At 76.0% G+C, this 18,948-nt stretch carries 6 protein-coding genes; all 6 read left to right on the forward strand.

Translation table 11 applies throughout. The features are described from left to right. The first annotated feature begins 111 nt into the window (after positions 1-111). The 6 genes from ACZ6S5_RS24840 to ACZ6S5_RS24865 are packed head-to-tail and all read left to right on the forward strand — an operon-like array spanning position 112 to position 18,947. On the forward strand, positions 112-3,582 hold the full coding sequence (locus tag ACZ6S5_RS24840) for an AMP-binding protein (protein ID WP_466004148.1): 3,471 nt from the start codon (positions 112-114) through the stop codon (positions 3,580-3,582). Then, entirely contained in the window at positions 3,579-6,659 is a 3,081-nt protein-coding gene (locus tag ACZ6S5_RS24845; RefSeq protein ID WP_466004150.1) for a thioesterase domain-containing protein, read from the forward strand. The genes ACZ6S5_RS24840 and ACZ6S5_RS24845 overlap by 4 nt, the downstream gene beginning before the upstream one ends. Next, positions 6,656-8,959 carry a lantibiotic dehydratase gene (locus tag ACZ6S5_RS24850; RefSeq protein WP_466004151.1) on the forward strand — a complete coding sequence of 768 codons (2,304 nt, stop codon included), beginning with the start codon at positions 6,656-6,658 and terminating at the stop codon, positions 8,957-8,959. The genes ACZ6S5_RS24845 and ACZ6S5_RS24850 overlap by 4 nt, the downstream gene beginning before the upstream one ends. After that, positions 8,956-12,462 (forward strand): amino acid adenylation domain-containing protein, encoded by a 3,507-nt coding sequence (locus tag ACZ6S5_RS24855; RefSeq protein ID WP_466004152.1) that lies wholly within the window; start codon positions 8,956-8,958, stop codon positions 12,460-12,462. The genes ACZ6S5_RS24850 and ACZ6S5_RS24855 overlap by 4 nt, the downstream gene beginning before the upstream one ends. Positions 12,463-12,507: 45 nt before the next feature. Then, positions 12,508-17,967, forward strand: coding sequence for a type I polyketide synthase (locus tag ACZ6S5_RS24860; protein ID WP_466004154.1), 5,460 nt, complete (start codon positions 12,508-12,510; stop codon positions 17,965-17,967). A 26-nt stretch (positions 17,968-17,993) separates the two neighbouring features. Further along, positions 17,994-18,947, forward strand: a complete 954-nt coding sequence (locus tag ACZ6S5_RS24865) for a TauD/TfdA family dioxygenase (protein WP_466004155.1) — start codon at positions 17,994-17,996, stop codon at positions 18,945-18,947. Position 18,948 lies beyond the last annotated feature (1 nt).

An 18,948-nucleotide genomic window follows, 5' to 3' on the forward strand; every position in this document is an offset into this window, starting at 1 on the left:
GAGAGATTGAGCTTTATTCTGCTTCCAATGTGAAGTCCTGGGGGGGATTCATGGTCACATTCGTCGATCGCTGCGCGCCTGTCCGTTGTGGAGAGACAACAGTTCTCTGACATGGCCAAACCGATGATCATCAATCGTTTCGGTGAGGTCGCGGCACGCGACGGCGATCATCCGGCGCTACTCGGTGAGACCCACGAGGTCAGTTACGCCGAGCTGGCCGGCGCGACCGGGGGGCACGCGGCCGCGTTCGTCGCCGCCGGCGCCCGACCCGGCGCCCGGATCGCCCTGCTCACCGCGCACGGCGCCCCGACCGTCGCGGCGCTCCTGGGCGCCCTCGCCGCCGGCTGCGCGTACGTGCCGCTGGACCCGGGCTTCCCGGTCGACCGGCTGCGCCACATGCTCGCCGCCGCCGGAGTGGACCTCGTCGCCTGCGCCGCCGAGCACCGTGAGCTGGCTCGCGAGCTGGCCGGCGACCGTGCCGTGGTGACGCTGGACGACGTGCCGCCCGCCCCGCTCCGGCCGGCCCCGATCGACCCGGACGCGCTCGCGTACGTGCTGTTCACCTCGGGATCCACCGGCGTGCCGAAGGCGGTCGGGCAGACCCACCGCAACCTCGCGCACGTCGTCGACAACCAGATCGACGCCCTCGCCGTCGGGCCGGGAGACCGGCTGAGCCTGCTCGCCTCGTTCAGCTTCGACGCCGCCATCCCCGACCTCTACCCGGCGCTGCTCACCGGCGCCGCGGTGCTCCCGGTGGACCTGCGCCGGCAGGGCCTCGCGTACGCGGTCGACCAGCTCGACCGGCACCGGGCGACCGTGCTGCACTGCACCCCCACCGTCTACCGGTTCCTGCTCGACGCCCTCGGCGAGCGGCGGCTCGACGCGGTCCGGGTGGTGCTGCTCGGCGGCGAGCAGGCGAGCTATGCCGACGCCGCGCGTGGCCGGGGCCGCTTTGCCCCCGACTGCGAGCTGGTCAACGGCTACGGCGCCACCGAGATGACCTTCGTCGCCCGCTACGCGCTGCCGCTGTCCACCGTGGACCCGGCCGCCACCGGCCCGCTGCCGATCGGCGCCGCGTTCCCCGGCTACGAGCTGCACCTCGCCCCGGACACCGGGGAGATCGTGGTCCACAGCCCGCATCTCGCCCCCGGCTACCTCAACCAGGACAGCGACCGGTTCACGGTGGCCGCCGACGGGGTGCGGGCGTACCGCACCGGCGACCTCGGCCGCCGGCTGCCCGGCGGTGACCTGGTCTGCCTGGGCCGGCTCGACCGCCAGGTCAAGGTCCGCGGGCACCGGGTCGAGCTGACCGAGATCGAGGCGGTGCTGGCCGCCCAGCCCGACGTCGCCGGGGTACGGGCCATCGCCCGGGACGGCGAACTGCTCGCGTACGCCCGGCCAGCCGACGGCGCCCGGCCGGACGGCACCGCGCTGCGGGCCGCCCTCGCCGCGACGCTGCCGGAGTACGCGCTGCCCCGCGCGGTCCTGGTGCTCGACGAGTTCCCGCTCACCGTGACCGGCAAGGTCGACGAGCGGGCGCTGCCCGACCCGGCCGGCACGGTGCCGGCGGGCGAGGCCCCGGCCACCGCGACCGAACGGACCGTGCACGACATCTGGTGCGCGGTGCTCGGCCGGACGGCGGTCGGCCGCACCGACAGCTTCTTCGACGTCGGCGGCCAGTCGCTGCTGCTCGGCCAGGTGCAGCAGCGACTGGCCGACCACTTCGGGGTGCGGCTGCCGATGCTGCGCCTCTTCGACCACCCCACGGTGGCCGCCCAGGCAGCGCTGCTCGACACCCCGCCCGAGGCGGTCCGCGCGCCGGTGCTGCCCGTGCCGGCCGCACCCGCCACCGCGGCCCGCGAGTACACCGGTGACGAGATCGCCGTGGTCGGGCTCGCCGGACGCTTCCCCGGCGCGCCGGACGTGACCACCTACTGGTGGAACCTGTGCACCGGGGTCGACTCGATCCACGACCACACCGACGCGGAGCTGGCCGCGCTCGGCATCGGGCCGGGGCTGCGCGAGGACCCCCGGCACGTGCGGGCCGTCGGCCGGCTCGACGGGGTGGCCGACTTCGACGCCGAGTTCTTCTCCTTCGGCGCCGACGAGGCCGCTCGTACCGACCCGCAGCACCGGCTCTTCCTGGAGACCGCCTGGGAGGCGCTGGAGGATGCCGGGCACGACCCGTCCCGGTTCCCCGGCCTGATCGGGGTCTACTCGGCCACCTCCGCCAACCGCTACTTCCTCTTCCACCTGCTCGACAACCCGGCCGTGGTCGGCGACGTCGACCCGGACGACTGGGAAGCCCGGCTGATCGGCCGGCAGTTCACCGACCACCTGCCCGGGCAGGTCGCGTACCGGCTGGGACTGACCGGGCCCGCCCTCGCGGTGCAGAGCGCCTGCTCCAGCTCACTGGTCGCGGTCTGCCTCGCCGCGCAGAGCCTCGCCGACTACCAGTGCGACATCGCGCTGGCCGGCGGGGTCACCGTCACCTGGCCCCGGCACCGGCACACCCCTGGCGGGCTGGCCTCCCCGGACGGCCGCTGCCGCGCCTTCGACGAGGGCGCCAACGGATCCGGCTTCGGCTCCGGGGTCGGGGTGGTCGCGTTGCGCCGGCTCGCCGACGCGCAGGCCGACGGCGACCGGATCTACGCCGTCCTGCCCGGCTGGGCGGTCACCAACGACGGCCCGGATCGGGCCGGCTTCGCCGTCCCCGGCCCGGCCGGGCAGGCCGCGGCCGTGGCCAACGCCCTGGCCACCGCCGAGGTCGCCCCGGGCGAGGTCCGCCTCGTCGAGGGCCACGGCAGCGGTACGCCGCTCGGCGACGCCATCGAGGTGGCCGCGCTGCACGAGGTGTACGGCGGGGCCGCCCCGGCCGAGTCCTGCGCGCTCGGCTCGGTGAAAACCAACATCGGCCACCTCGACGCCGCCGCCGGCATCGCCGGGCTGATCAAGGCGGTGCTCGCCGTCCGGCACGGCGTCATCCCGCCGAACCTGCACTTCACCCGCCCGCACCCGGAGATCGACCTGACCGCCGGTCCGTTCTACCTGCCCACCAAGGCGCGGGACTGGCCGGTGTCGCCGCGCCGGGTGGCCGGGGTCAGCGCCTTCGGGCTCGGCGGCACCAACGCGCACGTGGTGGTGGAGCAGCCGCCGCCGGACGAGCCGGGGGAGGAGCCGGGCGACGGACCGTGGCTGCTGCCGGTGTCGGCGCGTACCCCGGCGGCGCTGCAGGCGGCGCTGACCCGGCTGCGCACCCACCTGGCCGGCGCCGCGCCGGCGCTGCCCGAGGTGGCCGCCACCCTGGCGCTGGGCCGACGCGCCTTCGCCCACCGGGCCGCCGTGGTCGCCGCCGACCTGCCCGGCGCGCTCGCCGCCCTGGACGTGCTGCTGGACACCGACGCCCGGATCGCCGGGGAGGGCGGTGTGCTGCGCGAACTGGCCGCCGACTGGGTGGCCGGGCGGGACGTCGACTGGGACGCCCTGCACCCCGAGGGCACGGTCCGCCGCACCGGACTGCCCACCTACCCGTTCCAGCGCCAGCGGTACTGGATCGACCCCTTGCAGAAAGGCCCGCGTTGAACTGGTTCGTCTCCACCGGAAGCCGACCCCAGGCGCCGGTGAGGTTGTTCTGCCTGCCCTACGCCGGCGCCGGGGCGAGCGCCTTCCGGCACTGGCAGGAGGGCATCGGCCCGGACGTCGAGGTGCTCCCGGTGCAACTGCCCGGCCGGGAGAACCGGATCAGCGAGGACCCGCGCTTCGCCGTCGCCGACGTGGCCGCCGCCATCGCCTCCCGCGCCGACCGCCCGTACGCCATCTACGGCCACTCGATGGGCGGCCGGGTCGGCTTCGAGGTGGTCCGCGAGCTGCGCCGCTCCGGCCGGCCGCTGCCGCGGCGGCTGTACGTCGGCGGCGCCCGCGCCCCGCACGTCACCGCGCCCAGCCTCTTCGACGGGCTGTCCCAGGTGGACGACGATGAGCTGCTGCGCCGCCTCGGCGAGGGCGGCGGCCTCCCCGCCGAGCTGCTCGACCATCCCGAGCTGATGGAGCTGCTGCTGCCGCTGCTGCGGGCCGACTTCGGCCGGGTGGACAGCTACCGCTACGTCCCCGGCGAGCCGCTGCCGGTGCCGGTCGTCGCCTTCAGCGGCGTCCACGACCGGGCGGTCACGCACGGGCACAGCGCGGCCTGGGCGGAGCACACCGCCGCCGGCTTCACCCTGCGCGAGATCGACGGCGGGCACTTCTTCCTGCACGACCAGCTCCCCGAGCTGCTCGCGGCGATCCGCGCCGACCTGGCCGAGGCGCGGGTCGCCCCAGCTGCCGCGCCCGGTGCGCCGGCCGGGACCGCCGCCCACCGGGTGCCGCTCGGGGACACCGGCTGGTCGGTGTGGCGGGACGCGATCCTGCGCGGCACCGGCTTCCCAGCCGACGGGCTGACCCGGTTCCACGCGCCGCGCGCCGCGGCGGCCGCCGACGAGCTGCTCGCCACCGGGGCCGGCGAGGACCGGTTCGACAAGGAGTTCGACGAGGCGGTCCGCGCCGCCGCCCACCAGCTCAGCGAGCTGGCCGCCCAGCCACTGCTGCGCGAGGCCGTGACCTGGCAGAACACCGGCGCGCTCGCGGCGCTGGACGGCCTGGTCAAGGGCGGCGGCGACGCGGCCCGCAACGTCCGGCGCCGGGACCGCGAGCGCGCCCTGCTCAAGTACTGGCAGCGCTACGCCGGCAAGAACGAGACGGTCGGCTTCTTCGGCCCGAGCTGCTGGGTCACCGTCGACCCGGACGAGCCGGCGGTCGCCCGGATCGGCACCGGGCCGGGGCTGACCCGCCGCCGCTGGGTCTGGTTCGAGTCGTGGGCGCTCACCGCGTACGCCGACACGCTCGGCGCGGACGTGACCGTGCGCCGCTGGTGGCCGCCGACGCTCTGCTCCCACCTGAGCCTGCACGACCGCACGGTGCTGCGCCCGGGCCGGCCGCCGGTGGCGCTGTCCCCGGTGGAGGCGGCGCTGCTCGCCGCCGTCGACGGCCGCCGGTCCGCGGCCGAGCTGGTGACCGACCCCGTCGTCGGGCTGCGCCGGCCCGAGGACGGCTACGCGCTGCTGGACCGGCTGGTGGCCCGGGAGCTGATCACCTGGGACGCCGCGCTGCCGATCAGCCCCGAGGCGGAACAGGTGCTCACCGACCGGATCGAGGCCATCGGCGACGAGCCGGCGCGGGTGGCGGCGCGGGCCGGCTGGGACCGGCTGCGCGCCGCGCGGGACGGGGTCGCCGTCGCGGCCGGCGACCCGGAGCGGCTGCGCGCCGCCCTCGACGCGCTCAACGCCACCTTCACCGAGCTGACCGGGGCCGCGCCCCGGCGCCGGGACGGCCAGATGTACGCCGGCCGGACGATCTGCTACGAGGACACCAGCCGCGACCTCGACGTGGTCTTCGGCGGGCCGCTGCTGGCCGACCTCGCCGACCCGCTCGACGTGCTGCTGCGCGCGGCCCGGTGGATGGTCGAGGCGCTGGCCGACGCGTACGGGACGGTGTTCCGGGAGCTCTACGAGGAGCTGCGCGCCGACGCCCCCGAGGGGCGGGTCGCCCTGTCCGACCTGTGGTTCCTGGTGCAGGGGCTGTTCTGGGGCGCCGGCGAGCGGCCGGTCGACGCGGTGTCCGCCGAGTTCGCGGCCCGCTGGGCCGGCCTGTTCGGGCTGGACACCCGCCCCGCCGGCAGCACCGAGGTGCGGGTCCGGGTCGCCGACGTGGCCACCCGGATCGACGAGGTCTTCCCCGGCACCCGGCCGGACTGGTCCAACGCCCTCATGCACAGCCCCGACCTGCAGATCTGCGCCACCGACGGGGACGCGCTGCGGCGCGGCGAATACACCGTCGTGCTCGGCGAGCTGCACGCGGCCTGGTCGTCCTTCGACTGCGCGGTCTTCACCCCGTCGCACCCGGACGTGGAGCGACTGCGTACCGCCCTCACCGCCGACCTCGGCGAGCGGCGGATCCGGCTGCTCTTCCCGACCGACTGGCCGCGCCGGACCAGCCGCACCGCCGAGACCCTGGCCGGCCCCACCGACCGGTACCTGGCGTTCCAGCCGGCGCCCGGCGGGGACCCGGCCCGGGTGCTGCCCACCGTGGACCTCACCGTCACCGATGAGGCGGGCGAGCTGGTGGTCACCGCATCGGACGGCCAGCGCTGGCCGCTCACCGAGGTCTTCGCCGAGCTGCTCAGCGCGCACGCGGTGGACGGCTTCAAGCTGGTCGCCGCCGCGCCGTACACCCCCCGGATCGTGCTGGACAACCTGGTGGTGGCCCGGCAGACCTGGCGTACCACGGTGGGGGAGAGCGGGCTGGGCGCGGTCACCGGGGAACGGGCCCGCTTCCTCGCGGTCCGGGCCTGGCGCCGCCGGCTCGGCCTGCCGGAGCAGGTCTACGTGAAGCTCGGCACCGAGACCAAGCCCTGCTTCGTCGACCTCGGCAGCCCCGCCTTCGCGAACATGTTCTGCGCCCTGGTCCGGGCCGCCCGGGTCGACGGCGGGGACGGGGTGTCGCTGGTGGTCAGCGAGATGCTGCCCACCCCGGACCAGGCCTGGGTGCCCGACGGCGCCGGCCGGCGGTACTTCAGCGAACTGCGCCTGCAGATCGTGGACGACCACCGGGAGGGGACCCGATGAGCCACCTGCTGCCGCTCGGCGACACCGGCTGGTCGGTCTGGCGGGACGTGGTGCTGCGCGCCGCCGGCTTCCCGGCGGCCGGCCTGGACCGGTTCGCCGCCCCGGAGACGGCGGCCGTCGCCGACGCCCTCCTGGCCGGTGAGAGCAGCCCCGAACTGCTGGACAAGGCGCTCGGCGAGGCGTTCGCCGAGTCCTCGGTGGTGGCCGGGGAGATCGCCGCCGACCCGCTGCTGCGCGAGGCGGTCACCTGGCAGAACCCGGACATGCTCATCGCGCTCGACGGCCTGCTGCGCACCGACCCGGCGGTGCGCAACTGGCGTCGGCGCAAGCGCGAGTTGAGCGTGCTGCGCTACTGGCAGCGGTACTGCGGCAAGGCGGAGACCATCGGCTTCTTCGGGCCGGTCTGCTGGGGCGTCCTCGATCCGGACGACCCGCGCACCCGGCTGACGCCCGGCCCGGCGCTGGTGCGCCGCCGCCGGGTCCACTTCGAGGCGTGGGCGCTGATCGCGTACGCCGACCGGATCGCCGACGACCTCGCGGTCCGCCGCTGGTGGGCGCCCGCGCTGCAACCGCACCTGACGGTGGACGGGCGGCAGCTGCGCTGGCCGATGCACCCGCCGATCGCGCTGACCGCGCCGGAGGCCCGGCTGCTCGCCGCCTGCGACGGGCGTACCCCGGCCGTGGTGCTGGCCGAGCGGCTGCACGCGGAGGGCCACGTGCACGGCGCGGACGACGTCTACCTGCTTCTCGACCGCTGGGTCGACCGCGGCCAGCTCAGCTGGGACGCGAACCTGCCGGTCAGCCCCGACGCCGAGGGGGTGCTCGCCGAGCGGATCGCGGCGATCGGCGATCCCGCGGTGCGCGACGGGGTCGGCGCGGGCTTCGGCCGACTCCGCGCCGCCCGGGACGAGGTCGCGGCCGCCGCCGGTGACCCGGACCGGCTGGCCGCCGCGCTCGCCGCGCTCAGCGCCGAGTTCACCGCCGTCACCGGTCGCCCCGCCACCCGGCACAGCGGACAGATGTACGCCGGGCGCACCGTCTGCTACGAGGACACCGCCCGCGACCTGGACTTCCGCATCGGCGCGCCGGTCCTCGACGCGCTGGCCACCCCGCTCGCCGTGGTGCTGCAGGCCGCCCGCTGGCTCACCGCCGAGATCGGCGCCGGCTGCGCCGACCTGTTCGGTGAGCTGTACGAGGAGTTGGCCGCCGACGGCCCGGTGCGGCTGGCCGACGTCTGGCTGCTCGCCCAGGGCACCGTGGTCGCCCCGGACGGGCCGATCGCCCGCGCCGGCGCCGCGTTCACCCGGCGCTGGGCCGAGCTGTTCGGCCTGCGCGACCTTCCAGCCGACCAGGTCGAGCTGCGGCTGCGCGCCGAGGACCTGGCCGGCCGGGTGCGCGAGCTGTTCCCGGCCGACCGGCCCGGCTGGCCGTCGGCCCGGCTGCACAACCCGGACGTGCAGCTCGTCGCCAGCTCCGCCGAGGCGATCGACCGGGGAGACTTCCTGCTCGTCCTCGGCGAGCTGCACCCGGCCACCGTGTCGTACGACAGCGCGGTGCTCACCCCGTTCCACCCGGACCCGGCGGCGGTGCGGGCCGCGTTGGACGCCGACCTCGGACCCGCCCGGCTCCGGGTGCTCTGGCCGGAGAGCTGGCCGCGGCGGACGACCCGCACCACCTACGCCCTGACCGGCCCGGACGACCGGCAGCTCGGCATCGACACCGCCCGGGGCGCCGACGTCGACCGGTTGGTGCCGGCCACCGCCGTGCTGGTGGAGCGCGACGGCGACGAGCTGACCGCAGTCTTCCCGGACGGCCGCCGGTGGCCGGTGATGGAGGTCTTCGCCAACCTGCTCGGTTCGCTGCTGCTGGACGCCTTCAAGCTGCTCGACCCGGCCCCGCACACGCCGCGGATCACCATCGACCGGCTGGTGGTGGCCCGGCGTACCTGGCGGACCACTGCCGAGGCGTGCGGGCTCGCCGGGCACGGCACCGAGCAGGACCGCTACCTGGCCGTCCGCCGCTGGCGGGCCGCCCTGGACCTGCCCGAACGGGTCTTCGTGAAGGTCGGCACCGAGGTGAAGCCCTGCTATGTCGACCTCACCGGCCCGCTGTACGCCCAGTCGCTGTGCGCGATGGTCGACGCCGCCCGGAAGGTCGGCCCGGACGTCCCGGTGGTGGTCAGCGAGCTGCTGCCCGACCCGGACGAGGCCTGGGTGCCCGACGCCCGAGGCGAACGCTACGTGAGCGAACTGCGCCTGCAGATCACCGATTCGGCAACCTACCGCGGGGAGCACGGGTGACCGACATCCTGACCGCCAGCGCCGCACCCGGCGACACCCTGTCCTGGCCGGACGCGACCCTCGCCGACCTGGTTGTCGCCCAGGCGGCCCGCACCCCCGACGCGGTGGCGGTGCGCCAGTGGGACGTCCGGCTCAGCTACCGCGACCTCCTCGACCGGGCCGCCGGGGTGGCCGCCGCGCTGCGCGGACGCGGTGTCGGGCGGGGCGACCGGGTCGGCGTCTGCGGCAGCCGCACCCCCGACCTGGTGGTCACCGTGCTCGGCGTGCTCCTGGCCGGCGCCGCCTACGTGCCGCTCGAACCGGGCGGCCCCCGCGAGCGGCTGCGGGAGATCGCCCGCGACGCCGGGGTACGCGTGGTCGTCGGGGACGCCGCCACCGCCGAGTTCGGCGACCAGCCCGGCATCGAGTCGGTCGGCCTGCCCGGCCCCGCCCCCCTCGCACCCTGCCCGGCCCGCCCCGGCGACCCGGCGTACGTGCTGTTCACCTCCGGGTCGACCGGCCGGCCCAAGGGGGTGCTCACCACCCACCGCAACGTGGTTGAGTTCGTCACCGGCGTCACCGCGTTGACCAGCGCCGACGCGACGGTGCGCAGCCTCGGCATCGCCTCGCTCGGCTTCGACGCGGCCACCATGGACCTGTTCGTGCCGCTGCTGCTCGGCGGATCGGTCCAGCTGCTCGGCGCGGACGACCGGTCCGACCCGGTACGACTCGCCCGGTTCCTCGCCGCGCACGAGGTGACCTGGGGCTTCATCACCCCGACCGTGCTCGCCCTGCTCGACCCGGCCGGCGCGCCGACCTGGCGTACCGTGCTCTGCGGCGGCGAGGCGGTCCCGGCCGAGCTGGTCGCCCGCTGGTCGCCCGGCCGGCGGTTCCTCAACGGCTACGGACCCACCGAGACCACCGTGCTCGCGGTCAGCGGCGACCTCACCGCCGCCGACACCGACCCGGTGCCGATCGGCCGGCCGCTGCCCAACCACCGGGCGTACGTGGTGGACGCCGAGCTGCGGCCGGTGCCGCCGGGCGAGACCGGCGAGCTGCTGATCGGCGGCCCCGGCCTGGCCGACGGCTACCTGAACAACCCCGGGCTCACCGCCGAGCGGTTCGTCCCCGACCCGTTCGGCGACCGGCCCGGCGAGCGGCTCTACCGCACCGGCGACCTGGTCCGGCAGGACCCCGACGGCCGGATCGTCTACCTGGGCCGGGCCGACCGGCAGGTGAAGGTGCGCGGCCAGCGGATCGAACTGGGCGAGGTCGAGGCGGTGCTGGCCGGCCACCCCGCCGTCGAGCGGGTCGCCGTGGAGGCGGTGCCCGGCCCGGCCGGCACCGACCTGGTCGCCTTCCTCACCCCGGCCGACGCCCCCGACGACGAGGCGCTGCGGGCGTACGCCGGGCCCCGGCTGACCACCGCGATGCTGCCGACCCGGACGGTGCGGCTGGCCGCGCTCCCGGTCAGCCCGACCACCGGCAAGCTGGACCGGCCGGCGCTGCGCGCCCTCGCCGCGGCCGTGCCGGCCCCGGCCGACGCCGGCGAGCCGGCCGGCGGCGACCCGGTCGAGGCGGGTGTCCGTCGGCTGTGGACCCGGCTGCTCGGGGCCGCCCCCGGCCCGGACAGCGACTTCCTCGCCGCCGGCGGCAACTCCATCGCTGCCATGCGGCTGGTCGCCGCGCTCCGCGCCGAGCTGGGCCGGCAGGTCGACACCCGGGTGCTCTTCACCGACCGGACCTTCGCCGCGCTGGTGGACCGGGTCCGCGCCGCCGCCCCCGCCGACGCCGACGGGCTGACCACCGGCAACCCGCCGACGCTCTCCCCGCCGCAGCGGCGGCTGTGGTTCATGGACCAGCTCGCCCCGTCGAGCGCGCCGTACAACATCGCGGTCGCGCACCGGCTGCGCGGGCCGCTGGACACCGTCGCGCTCGCCGCCGCGCTGCGGGCCGTGGTGGAGCGCCACGACGTGCTGCGCTGGCGGATCCCGCAGACCGGCGGCACGCCGTACGCGGTCCGCGAGGAGCCCTCCGACGTGGCGGTGCCGGTGGTGGACCTGACCGATGCCGCCGAGGCCGAGGCCGACCTGGCCACCATGCTGGCCGCCGGCGCGGGGCACGCGTTCGACCTGGCCACCGGGCCGCCCTGGCAGGCGACCGTCTACCGGCTCGGCCCGGCGGAGCACGTGCTCGCCATGACCATGCACCACGCGGTCTTCGACGGCTGGTCCGAGGCGCTGCTCTACGACGACCTCGCCGCGGCGTACGCCCGCGCGGTCGACGGCGCGTCGCCGGCCCTGCCGCCGCTGCCCGCCACCTACGCCGACTACGCGGTCTGGCGGGCCGAGCGGGACCGCCGCCGGGGCCCCGCCGACCTGGCCTGGTGGACCGACCACCTGGCCGGCGCGCCCACCGTGCTCGACCTGCCCCGGGACCGGCCCCGCCCGGCGGTGCAGACCTACGCGGGCGTCGAGGCGGCCGTCGCGCTCGCCGCGCCCGCCGACCGGGCCGTCCGGGAGCTCGCCGAGCGCCGCGGCACCACCGTCGCGGCCGTGCTGCTGGCCGGCTTCGCCGAGCTGCTGCGCCGGCTCACCGGCGCCGACGAGCACGTGCTCGGGGCGATCGTCGCCGACCGGCGGCTGGCCGCCTTCGACGACGTGATCGGCTTCTTCATCGACACCGTGCCGGTGCGGGTCCGGGTCGGCGGGGCGAGCTTCGCCGATCTGGTCGACCGCTGCGCCGCCGAGCTGTACGAGGTCACCGAGCACCCGGGCGCGCCGCTGGAACGGATCGTCGAGGCGCTCGGCGTGGGCCGGGACACCTCCCGCGCCCCGCTGGTGCAGGTGCTGTTCAACGTGCTCAACTTCGTGCCGCCCCGGCTCGGCCTGGCCGGGCTGGCCGTCGAGCCGGTGCCGGTGCCCAAGCCCGGCTCCCCGTTCGACATCACCGTGTACGTGGTGGAACGGGACGGCCGGGCCGGCGTCGAGGTGGTGCACAACCCGGACCTGTTCGACGCGGCGCGGATCGAGGCGCTCCTGGCCGACCTCGCGGCACTGGTCGGCGCGCTGGCCGCCGAGCCCGACGCGCCGGCCCACGAGGTGGCCGCCGAGCTGCCCCGGCCGGCGGTACGGGTGGCGGCGCTGGGCGCGATGACCGTCGCCGCCGCCGAGCCGGCCCGGCCCCCGCTGCCCGCCGGACCCGACACGCTCACCGCGACCGAGGAGCTCATCGCCGGGATCTGGCGGGAGGTCCTCGGCAAGGACCGGGTCGGGGTCGCCGACAACTTCTTCGACATCGGCGGCCACTCGATGGCCCTGGCCGCGGTGCACGCCCGGCTCACCGAGGCCACCGGCCGCTCGATCACCATGCTCGACCTGTTCCGCCACCCGACCGTACGGGCCCTCGCCGCCAGCCTCGACGGCGCCGCCGACCGGCCGGAACTGGCCCGCGCCGCACTGCGGGCCGCCGCCCGACGCGGCCGGGCCCGCCGTATCCCGCCCCGACGACCGAACCAACCGTGACGGGCATTCCTCCCCGCCGCACCGCCTGAGCTAAGGACTACCCCGATGCAGAACGACACCCCTGTCACCGACGACGGCATCGAACCGATCGCGATCGTCGGGCTGGCCGCCCGGGTTCCGGGCGCCAACGACGTCACCGAGTTCTGGCGCAACCTGGTCGACGGCGTCGAGTCGTCCACCGAGCTGACCCGCGAGGAGCAGCTCGCCCGGGGCGCCCGGCCGGAGGAGGTGGATGACCCGGGCTGGGTGAACCGCGCCCCGCTGATCGAGGGTTACGACGAGTTCGACGCCGGCCTGTTCGGGATGACCGCCCGTGAAGCCGAGGTCACCGACCCGCAGCACCGGCTCTTCCTGGAGTCCTGCTACACCGCGCTGCAGGACGCCGGCTACGACCCGGCCCGCTACGACGGCGCGGTCGGCGTGTACGCCGGCACCGGCGGCAACACCTACCTGCACCGGTACGTCCTGCAGAACAAGCGGGTCGGCGGCAACCCGCACGGCGCGGTCTCCATCGCGACCAGCAACTCGCCGAACTACGTCGCCACCAACGTGTCGTACCGGCTGGACCTGCGCGGGCCGAGCCTGACCGTGCACACCGCCTGCTCCACCTCGCTGGTCGCGTTCCACCTGGCCTGCGAGGCGCTGCGCAACGGCGAGTGCGACATGGCCCTGGCCGGCGGCGTGAACGTCGAGCTGCCGCACGTCGGCTATCTCGGTATGGACGGCTTCACCTCCCCGGACGGCCGGTGCCGCCCGTTCGACGCGGGCGCCAACGGCACGGTGTGGGGTAGCGGCGTCGGGGTGACCCTGCTCAAGCGCCTCTCCGACGCGATCGCCGACGGCGACACCGTCCGCGCGGTGGTGCTCGGCAACGCCATCAACAACGACGGCGCCGGCAAGGTCGGCTTCACCGCGCCGAGCATCGACGGCCAGATGGCGGCGGTCGCCCAGGCGGTCGGCATGGCCGGGATCGACCCGCGCAGCATCAGCTACGTGGAGGCGCACGGCACCGGCACCGCGCTCGGCGACCCGATCGAGGTCGCCGCCCTCTCCGCGGTGTACACGAAGGACACCGACGACCGGGGCTGGTGCGGGATCGGCTCGGTGAAGTCCAACATCGGCCACCTGAGCCAGCCTTCCGGCATCGTCAGCGTGATCAAGACGGTGCTCGCCATGGAGCACGGCCTCATCCCGCCGACCGTCAACTACGAGGCGCCGAACCCGGCGATCGACTTCGCGGACACCCCGTTCTACGTGGCGAACACGCTGACCAAGTGGGACACCGACGGCGGGCCGCGCCGGGCCGGCGTCAGCTCGTTCGGCATCGGCGGCACCAACGCGCACGTGGTGCTGGAGGAGGCGCCGGCCGCGTACCGGGGCGAGCGGCGGGCCCGCCCGGCGCACCTGCTCCAGGTGTCGGCGAAGACGCCGACCGCCCTGGACGCCGCGGTGCGGCGGCTCGCCGACCACCTGGAGACCGCCACCGCGGGCGGGCCCGAGCTGCTCGCCGACGTCGCGCACACGCTGCGGGTCGGCCGCCAGGCGTACCCGCACCGGGCCGCCGTGGTCGTCACCGACCCGGCGACGGCGGCCGCGTTGCTTCGTGATCCGCGCCGCGGGCAGCGCGGTCTGACCGACCGTCCAGCGCCAACCGTGTGCTTCCTGTTCTCCGGTCAGGGGTCCCAGTACGCCGGCATGGGCGCCCAGCTCTACGCCGAGGACCCGGGCTTCGCCGCCACCGTGGACGAGTGCGCCGAGCTGCTCCGGCCGGAGCTGGGGCTGGACATCCGCGACCTGATCCTCGGCCGCGACCCGGAGGCGGGAGACAGGCTCACCGAGACCCGCTACACCCAGCCCGCCCTGTTCACCATCGAGTACGCACTCGCCACCGCGTGGCAGCGCGCCGGGGTGACCCCGGCCGCGATGATCGGCCACTCCATCGGCGAGTACGTCGCCGCCACCGTGGCCGGCGTGCTCAGCCTGCCGGACGCGCTGCGGGTGGTGGCCGCCCGGGGCCGGCTCATGCACTCCCTGCCGGCCGGTTCGATGCTCGCCGTGTCGCTGGACGAGTCGGTGGTGGCGCAGCGGCTGCCCGAGGGACTCTCCGTGGCCACCGTCAACGGCCCCGGCACCTGCGTGGTGGCCGGCGAGACCGCGCTGGTCGAGGAGTTCGCCGCCGGGCTCAAGGGCAAGTGCAAGAAGCTGCGCACCTCGCACGCGTTCCACTCGCCGATGATGGAGCCGATCCTCGCCGAGTTCACCGCGCTGATTGCCGGCGTCCCGCTGCGCCCGCCGGCCGTGCCGTTCCTGTCCAACGTGACCGGCACCTGGATCACCGCGGCGCAGGCCACCGACCCGGCGTACTGGGCCGCGCACCTGCGCCAGCCGGTCCGCTTCGGCGCCTGCGTGGCCACCCTGCTCGCCGAGGGCACCTGGGCGCTGGTCGAGTGCGGGCCGGGCCGGCAGCTGGCCAACCTGGCCCGGATGCAGGTGGCCAAGGCGTCCGAGGCGCAGCGGAAGCTCACCCCGCTGGGCAGCCTGCCCGGACCGGGCGAGTCCACCGCCGACCTGGCCACCCTGCTCGGCAGCGCCGGCGCGCTGTGGTGCGCGGGCGTGCCGGTGCGGCCGGCCGCCGACCCGGACGCGCGCCGGGTGCCGCTGCCCGGGTACCCCTTCGAGCGCCGCCGCTACTGGGTCGAGCCGGACCCGGTGGAGCAGGCCGTGGCGGCCCCGGTCGAGACCGGGCCCCGGCCGCTGCCGGAGTGGTTCGCGGTGCCGGTGTGGCGGCAGGCCGGCCCCGCGCGGACCGTCGCGCCGCTGGGTCGCTGCCTGGTGCTGGCCGACGGACCGCGCGGCGCGGCGCTGGTCGCGGCGTTGCGGGCCGCCGGTGACGACCCGGTGGAGGTACGCGTCGGCGACGCCTTCGCGGCCACCGCCACCGGCTTCCGGCTGCGCCCCGGCGTGCGCGAGGACCACGACGCGCTTGTCTCCGCGCTCGGCGCCGACCTGCCGCGCCGGATCGTGCACGCGTACGCCTTGGACGGGGAGCCGGCCGGGACCGACATCGAGGCCGCCTGGGCCGCCCAGGACCGGGGCTTCTTCAGCGCGCTGCACCTGGTGCAGGCGCTCGCCGGGGCCGGCCTGACCGCCGACGAGCAGGGCATCAGCCTCGACCTGGTCACCGCCGGCATCGGCGACGTCCGGGGCGACGACCTGGTCCGGCCGGAGCACGCCACCCTGGCCGGCCTGGCCCGGGTGCTGCCGGTCGAGCTGCCCGGCCTCGCCGTCCGGCTGGTTGACGCGGACACCGCCGCGCGCGGGGTCGGCGCGCTGGTGGCCGAGCTGCGTGGCCCGGCCGATCCGGAGCACCCGGAGGTGGCGCTGCGCCGCGACCGGCGCTGGGTGGCCGGGTACGAGCAGGTCACCGTGGACGCCGAGGACGAGCCGGGGACGCTGCGCGAGGAGGGCCGCTACCTGATCAGCGGTGGCCTCGGCGGCATCGGCGTCACCCTGGCCGAGGACTTCGCCCGCCGGGTCCGCGCCAAGCTGGTGCTGCTGGCCCGCTCCGGCCTGCCCGAGCGGGAGCGGTGGGACGAGCACCTGGCGGTGCACGGCGGCGCGGACCGGGCCGGCCGGGCCATCGCGGCGATCCGCCGGATGGAGGCGGCCGGGGCCGAGGTGCTGGTGCTCGCCGCCGACGTCACCGACCCGGTCGACCTGCGCCGGGTCCGGGAGACCGCCGAGGCCCGCTTCGGCGGGCTGGACGGCATCGTGCACGCCGCCGGCCTGCCCGGCGGGGGCATGGCCGAGATCAAGGAGCGGGCCGAGGCGGAGCGCGTGCTCGCCCCGAAGCTGGCCGGCACCCTCGCCCTCGCCCAGGTCTTCGGCGACCTGCCGCTGGACTTCGTGGCGCTCTGCTCCTCGATCACCGCGGTGATCGGCGGTTTCGGCCAGGTCGACTACTGCGCGGCCAACAACTTCCTGGACGCCTGGGCGCGGGCCGGCGCGGGCTTCCGGGCGCCGGTCGTGTCGCAGAACTGGGGCGGCTGGGCCGAGGTCGGCATGGCCGTGGAGACCAACGCGCCGGCCGCCTTCCGGGCCGCCGGCCGGGACACCGTCACCAGTCCGGTCGACCACCCGGTGCTCACCACGAAGGTGGCCGGTCCGGACCGGACCGTGCTGCACGGCCTGGTCTCCGCCAGCACCCACTGGCTGCTCGACGAGCACCGGATCGGCGGGGTGCCGGTGGTGCCGGGCACCGCGCACCTGGAGTCGGTGCGCGCTGCGGTGGTCGCCGCGCTGCCCGCCCCCGGCCCGGCGGCCGCGGTGGAGCTGCGCGACGTGGTCTTCCTGGAGCCGTTCTCGGTGCCGGACGGCACGGTGGCCCAGTACCGGGTCGAGCTGACCCCCACCGAGGACGGCGTCGACTTCACGGTGGCCAGCCTCGCCGCCGGCCGGCTGCGTACCCACGTGCGGGGCACTGCCGGGTGGACCGAGGAACCGGCCGGGCCGGCGGGTACGCCCACCGTGGCCGGCCGTCGGGTCGACGACGACGCCTCGTTCGGCCGGGGCCGGACCAGCATGCTCACCTTCGGCCCGCGCTGGGCCGCGTTGGCCGAGCACCACCTCGGTGACGGGGAGGAACTGGCCCGGGTCGACGCCCCGGCCGCGGCGCTGGGCGACCTGCCCTCCTGGGGCCTGCACCCGGCGTTGCTGGACGTGGCCACCGCGTTCGGCCGGGGTCAGGGCTCCGGCACCTACCTGCCGCTGTCCTACGGCCGGATCGTGGTACGCGGGACGCTGCCCGCGGTCTTCCACAGCCACCTGCGGCACCGGACCGGCGCCACCGACGAGGTGGTCGCCGCCGATCTGTCCCTGGTGGACCCCGAGGGTCGGGAACTGGTCGCGATCAGCGACTTCGTGCTGCGCCGGGTGGACCAGGGCGCCGTCACCGGCGGCCTCGCCGACACGCCGGCCGCCGGGGCGGACGCCGCGCCGGCCCCGGTGACCGAGGACATCCGGCCGGTGGACGGGGCGGAGGCGTTCCGGCGCAGCCTGAGCGCCGGGCTCGGCGCCCAGGTGGTGATCGCCACCCGTACCGTCGCCGACATCCGACGCCGGGCCGCCCGGGTGACCACGGACAGCCTGGCGGCGGAGGCCGAGCCGGCGACCACCGGGCCGGCCGCCGCCGGCGGCGGCTCGGCCGCGCCCTCGACCGAACTGGAGAAGGTCGTCGCCCAGGTCTGGCGGGACGGACTCGGCGTCGCCGAGGTCGGCGTGGACGACGACTTCTTCGCCCTCGGCGGCAACTCGCTGGTGGCGGTGCAGCTCATCGCCGCGATGCGCAAGGCCACCGGGGTGCGGCTGCCGATGCGCAGCCTCTTCGAGACCCCCACCGTCGCCGGGCTGGCCGCCCGGATCGAGGAGCTGCGCGCCGCCACACCCGCCGACGAGCCGGCCGCGCCGGCGTCGATCCCGGCCATCCCGCGCCTGCCCCGCGCCTGACCACGAAGAACAGGAGATACGACACCATGAGCGACACGATCGCCACGCTCCCGGTGGTCGTCGAGAACGACGGCCGGGCGCTGACCGACCTGATCGACGCCCGGCGCGCCGAACTGCGCGCCACCCTCGCCGAACACGGCGGGCTGCTCTTCCGCGGCTTCGACGTCGGCGGGGTGGACGGCTTCGACCGGGCGGTCCGCGCCCTCTCCGGCGAGCCGCTGACCTACACCGAGCGGTCCTCGCCCCGGCACTCCATCAAGGGCCGGGTCTACACCTCGACCGACTACCCGCCGGACGAGGAGATCTTCCTGCACAACGAGAACTCGTACCAGGCGCGCTGGCCGCTGACCCTGTTCTTCTACTGCATCACCCCGCCGGAGACGCAGGGCGCCACCCCCCTCGCCGACGTGCGCCGGGTGTACGAGGCGATCGACCCGGCGGTGCGCGAGGAGTTCATCCGGCGGCGCTGGATGCTGGTGCGCAACTTCCACGGCGACTTCGGCACCCGCTGGCAGGAGGTGTTCAACACCGAGAACCGGGCGGAGGTCGAGGCGTACGCGGTGGCGAACGGGATCACCGTGGAGTGGGTCGGCAAGGACGGCCTGCGCACCCGCGCGGTCCGGGACGTGGTCCACCACCGGCCCGGCTCGGACACCCCGCGCTGGTTCAACCACGCCACGTTCTTCCACGTGACCACCCTCCCGAAGGACTACCAGGAGGGCCTGCTGGCCATGTTCGGCGCCGACGGGCTGCCGTCGAACACCTACTACGGCGACGGCGGCGACATCCCCACCGACGTCATGGACCACCTGCGCGCCGCCTACCGGTCCGCCAGCGTCCGCTTCGACTACCACAAGGACGACGTGCTGGTGGTGGACAACATGACCGCCGCGCACGCCCGCGAGCCGTACACCGGGCCCCGCAAGATCGCCGTCGCGATGGCCGAACCGCACACCCCCGACACCGCTGGAGTGAACTGAG

The organism is Micromonospora sp. NPDC051924 (assembly GCF_055586005.1).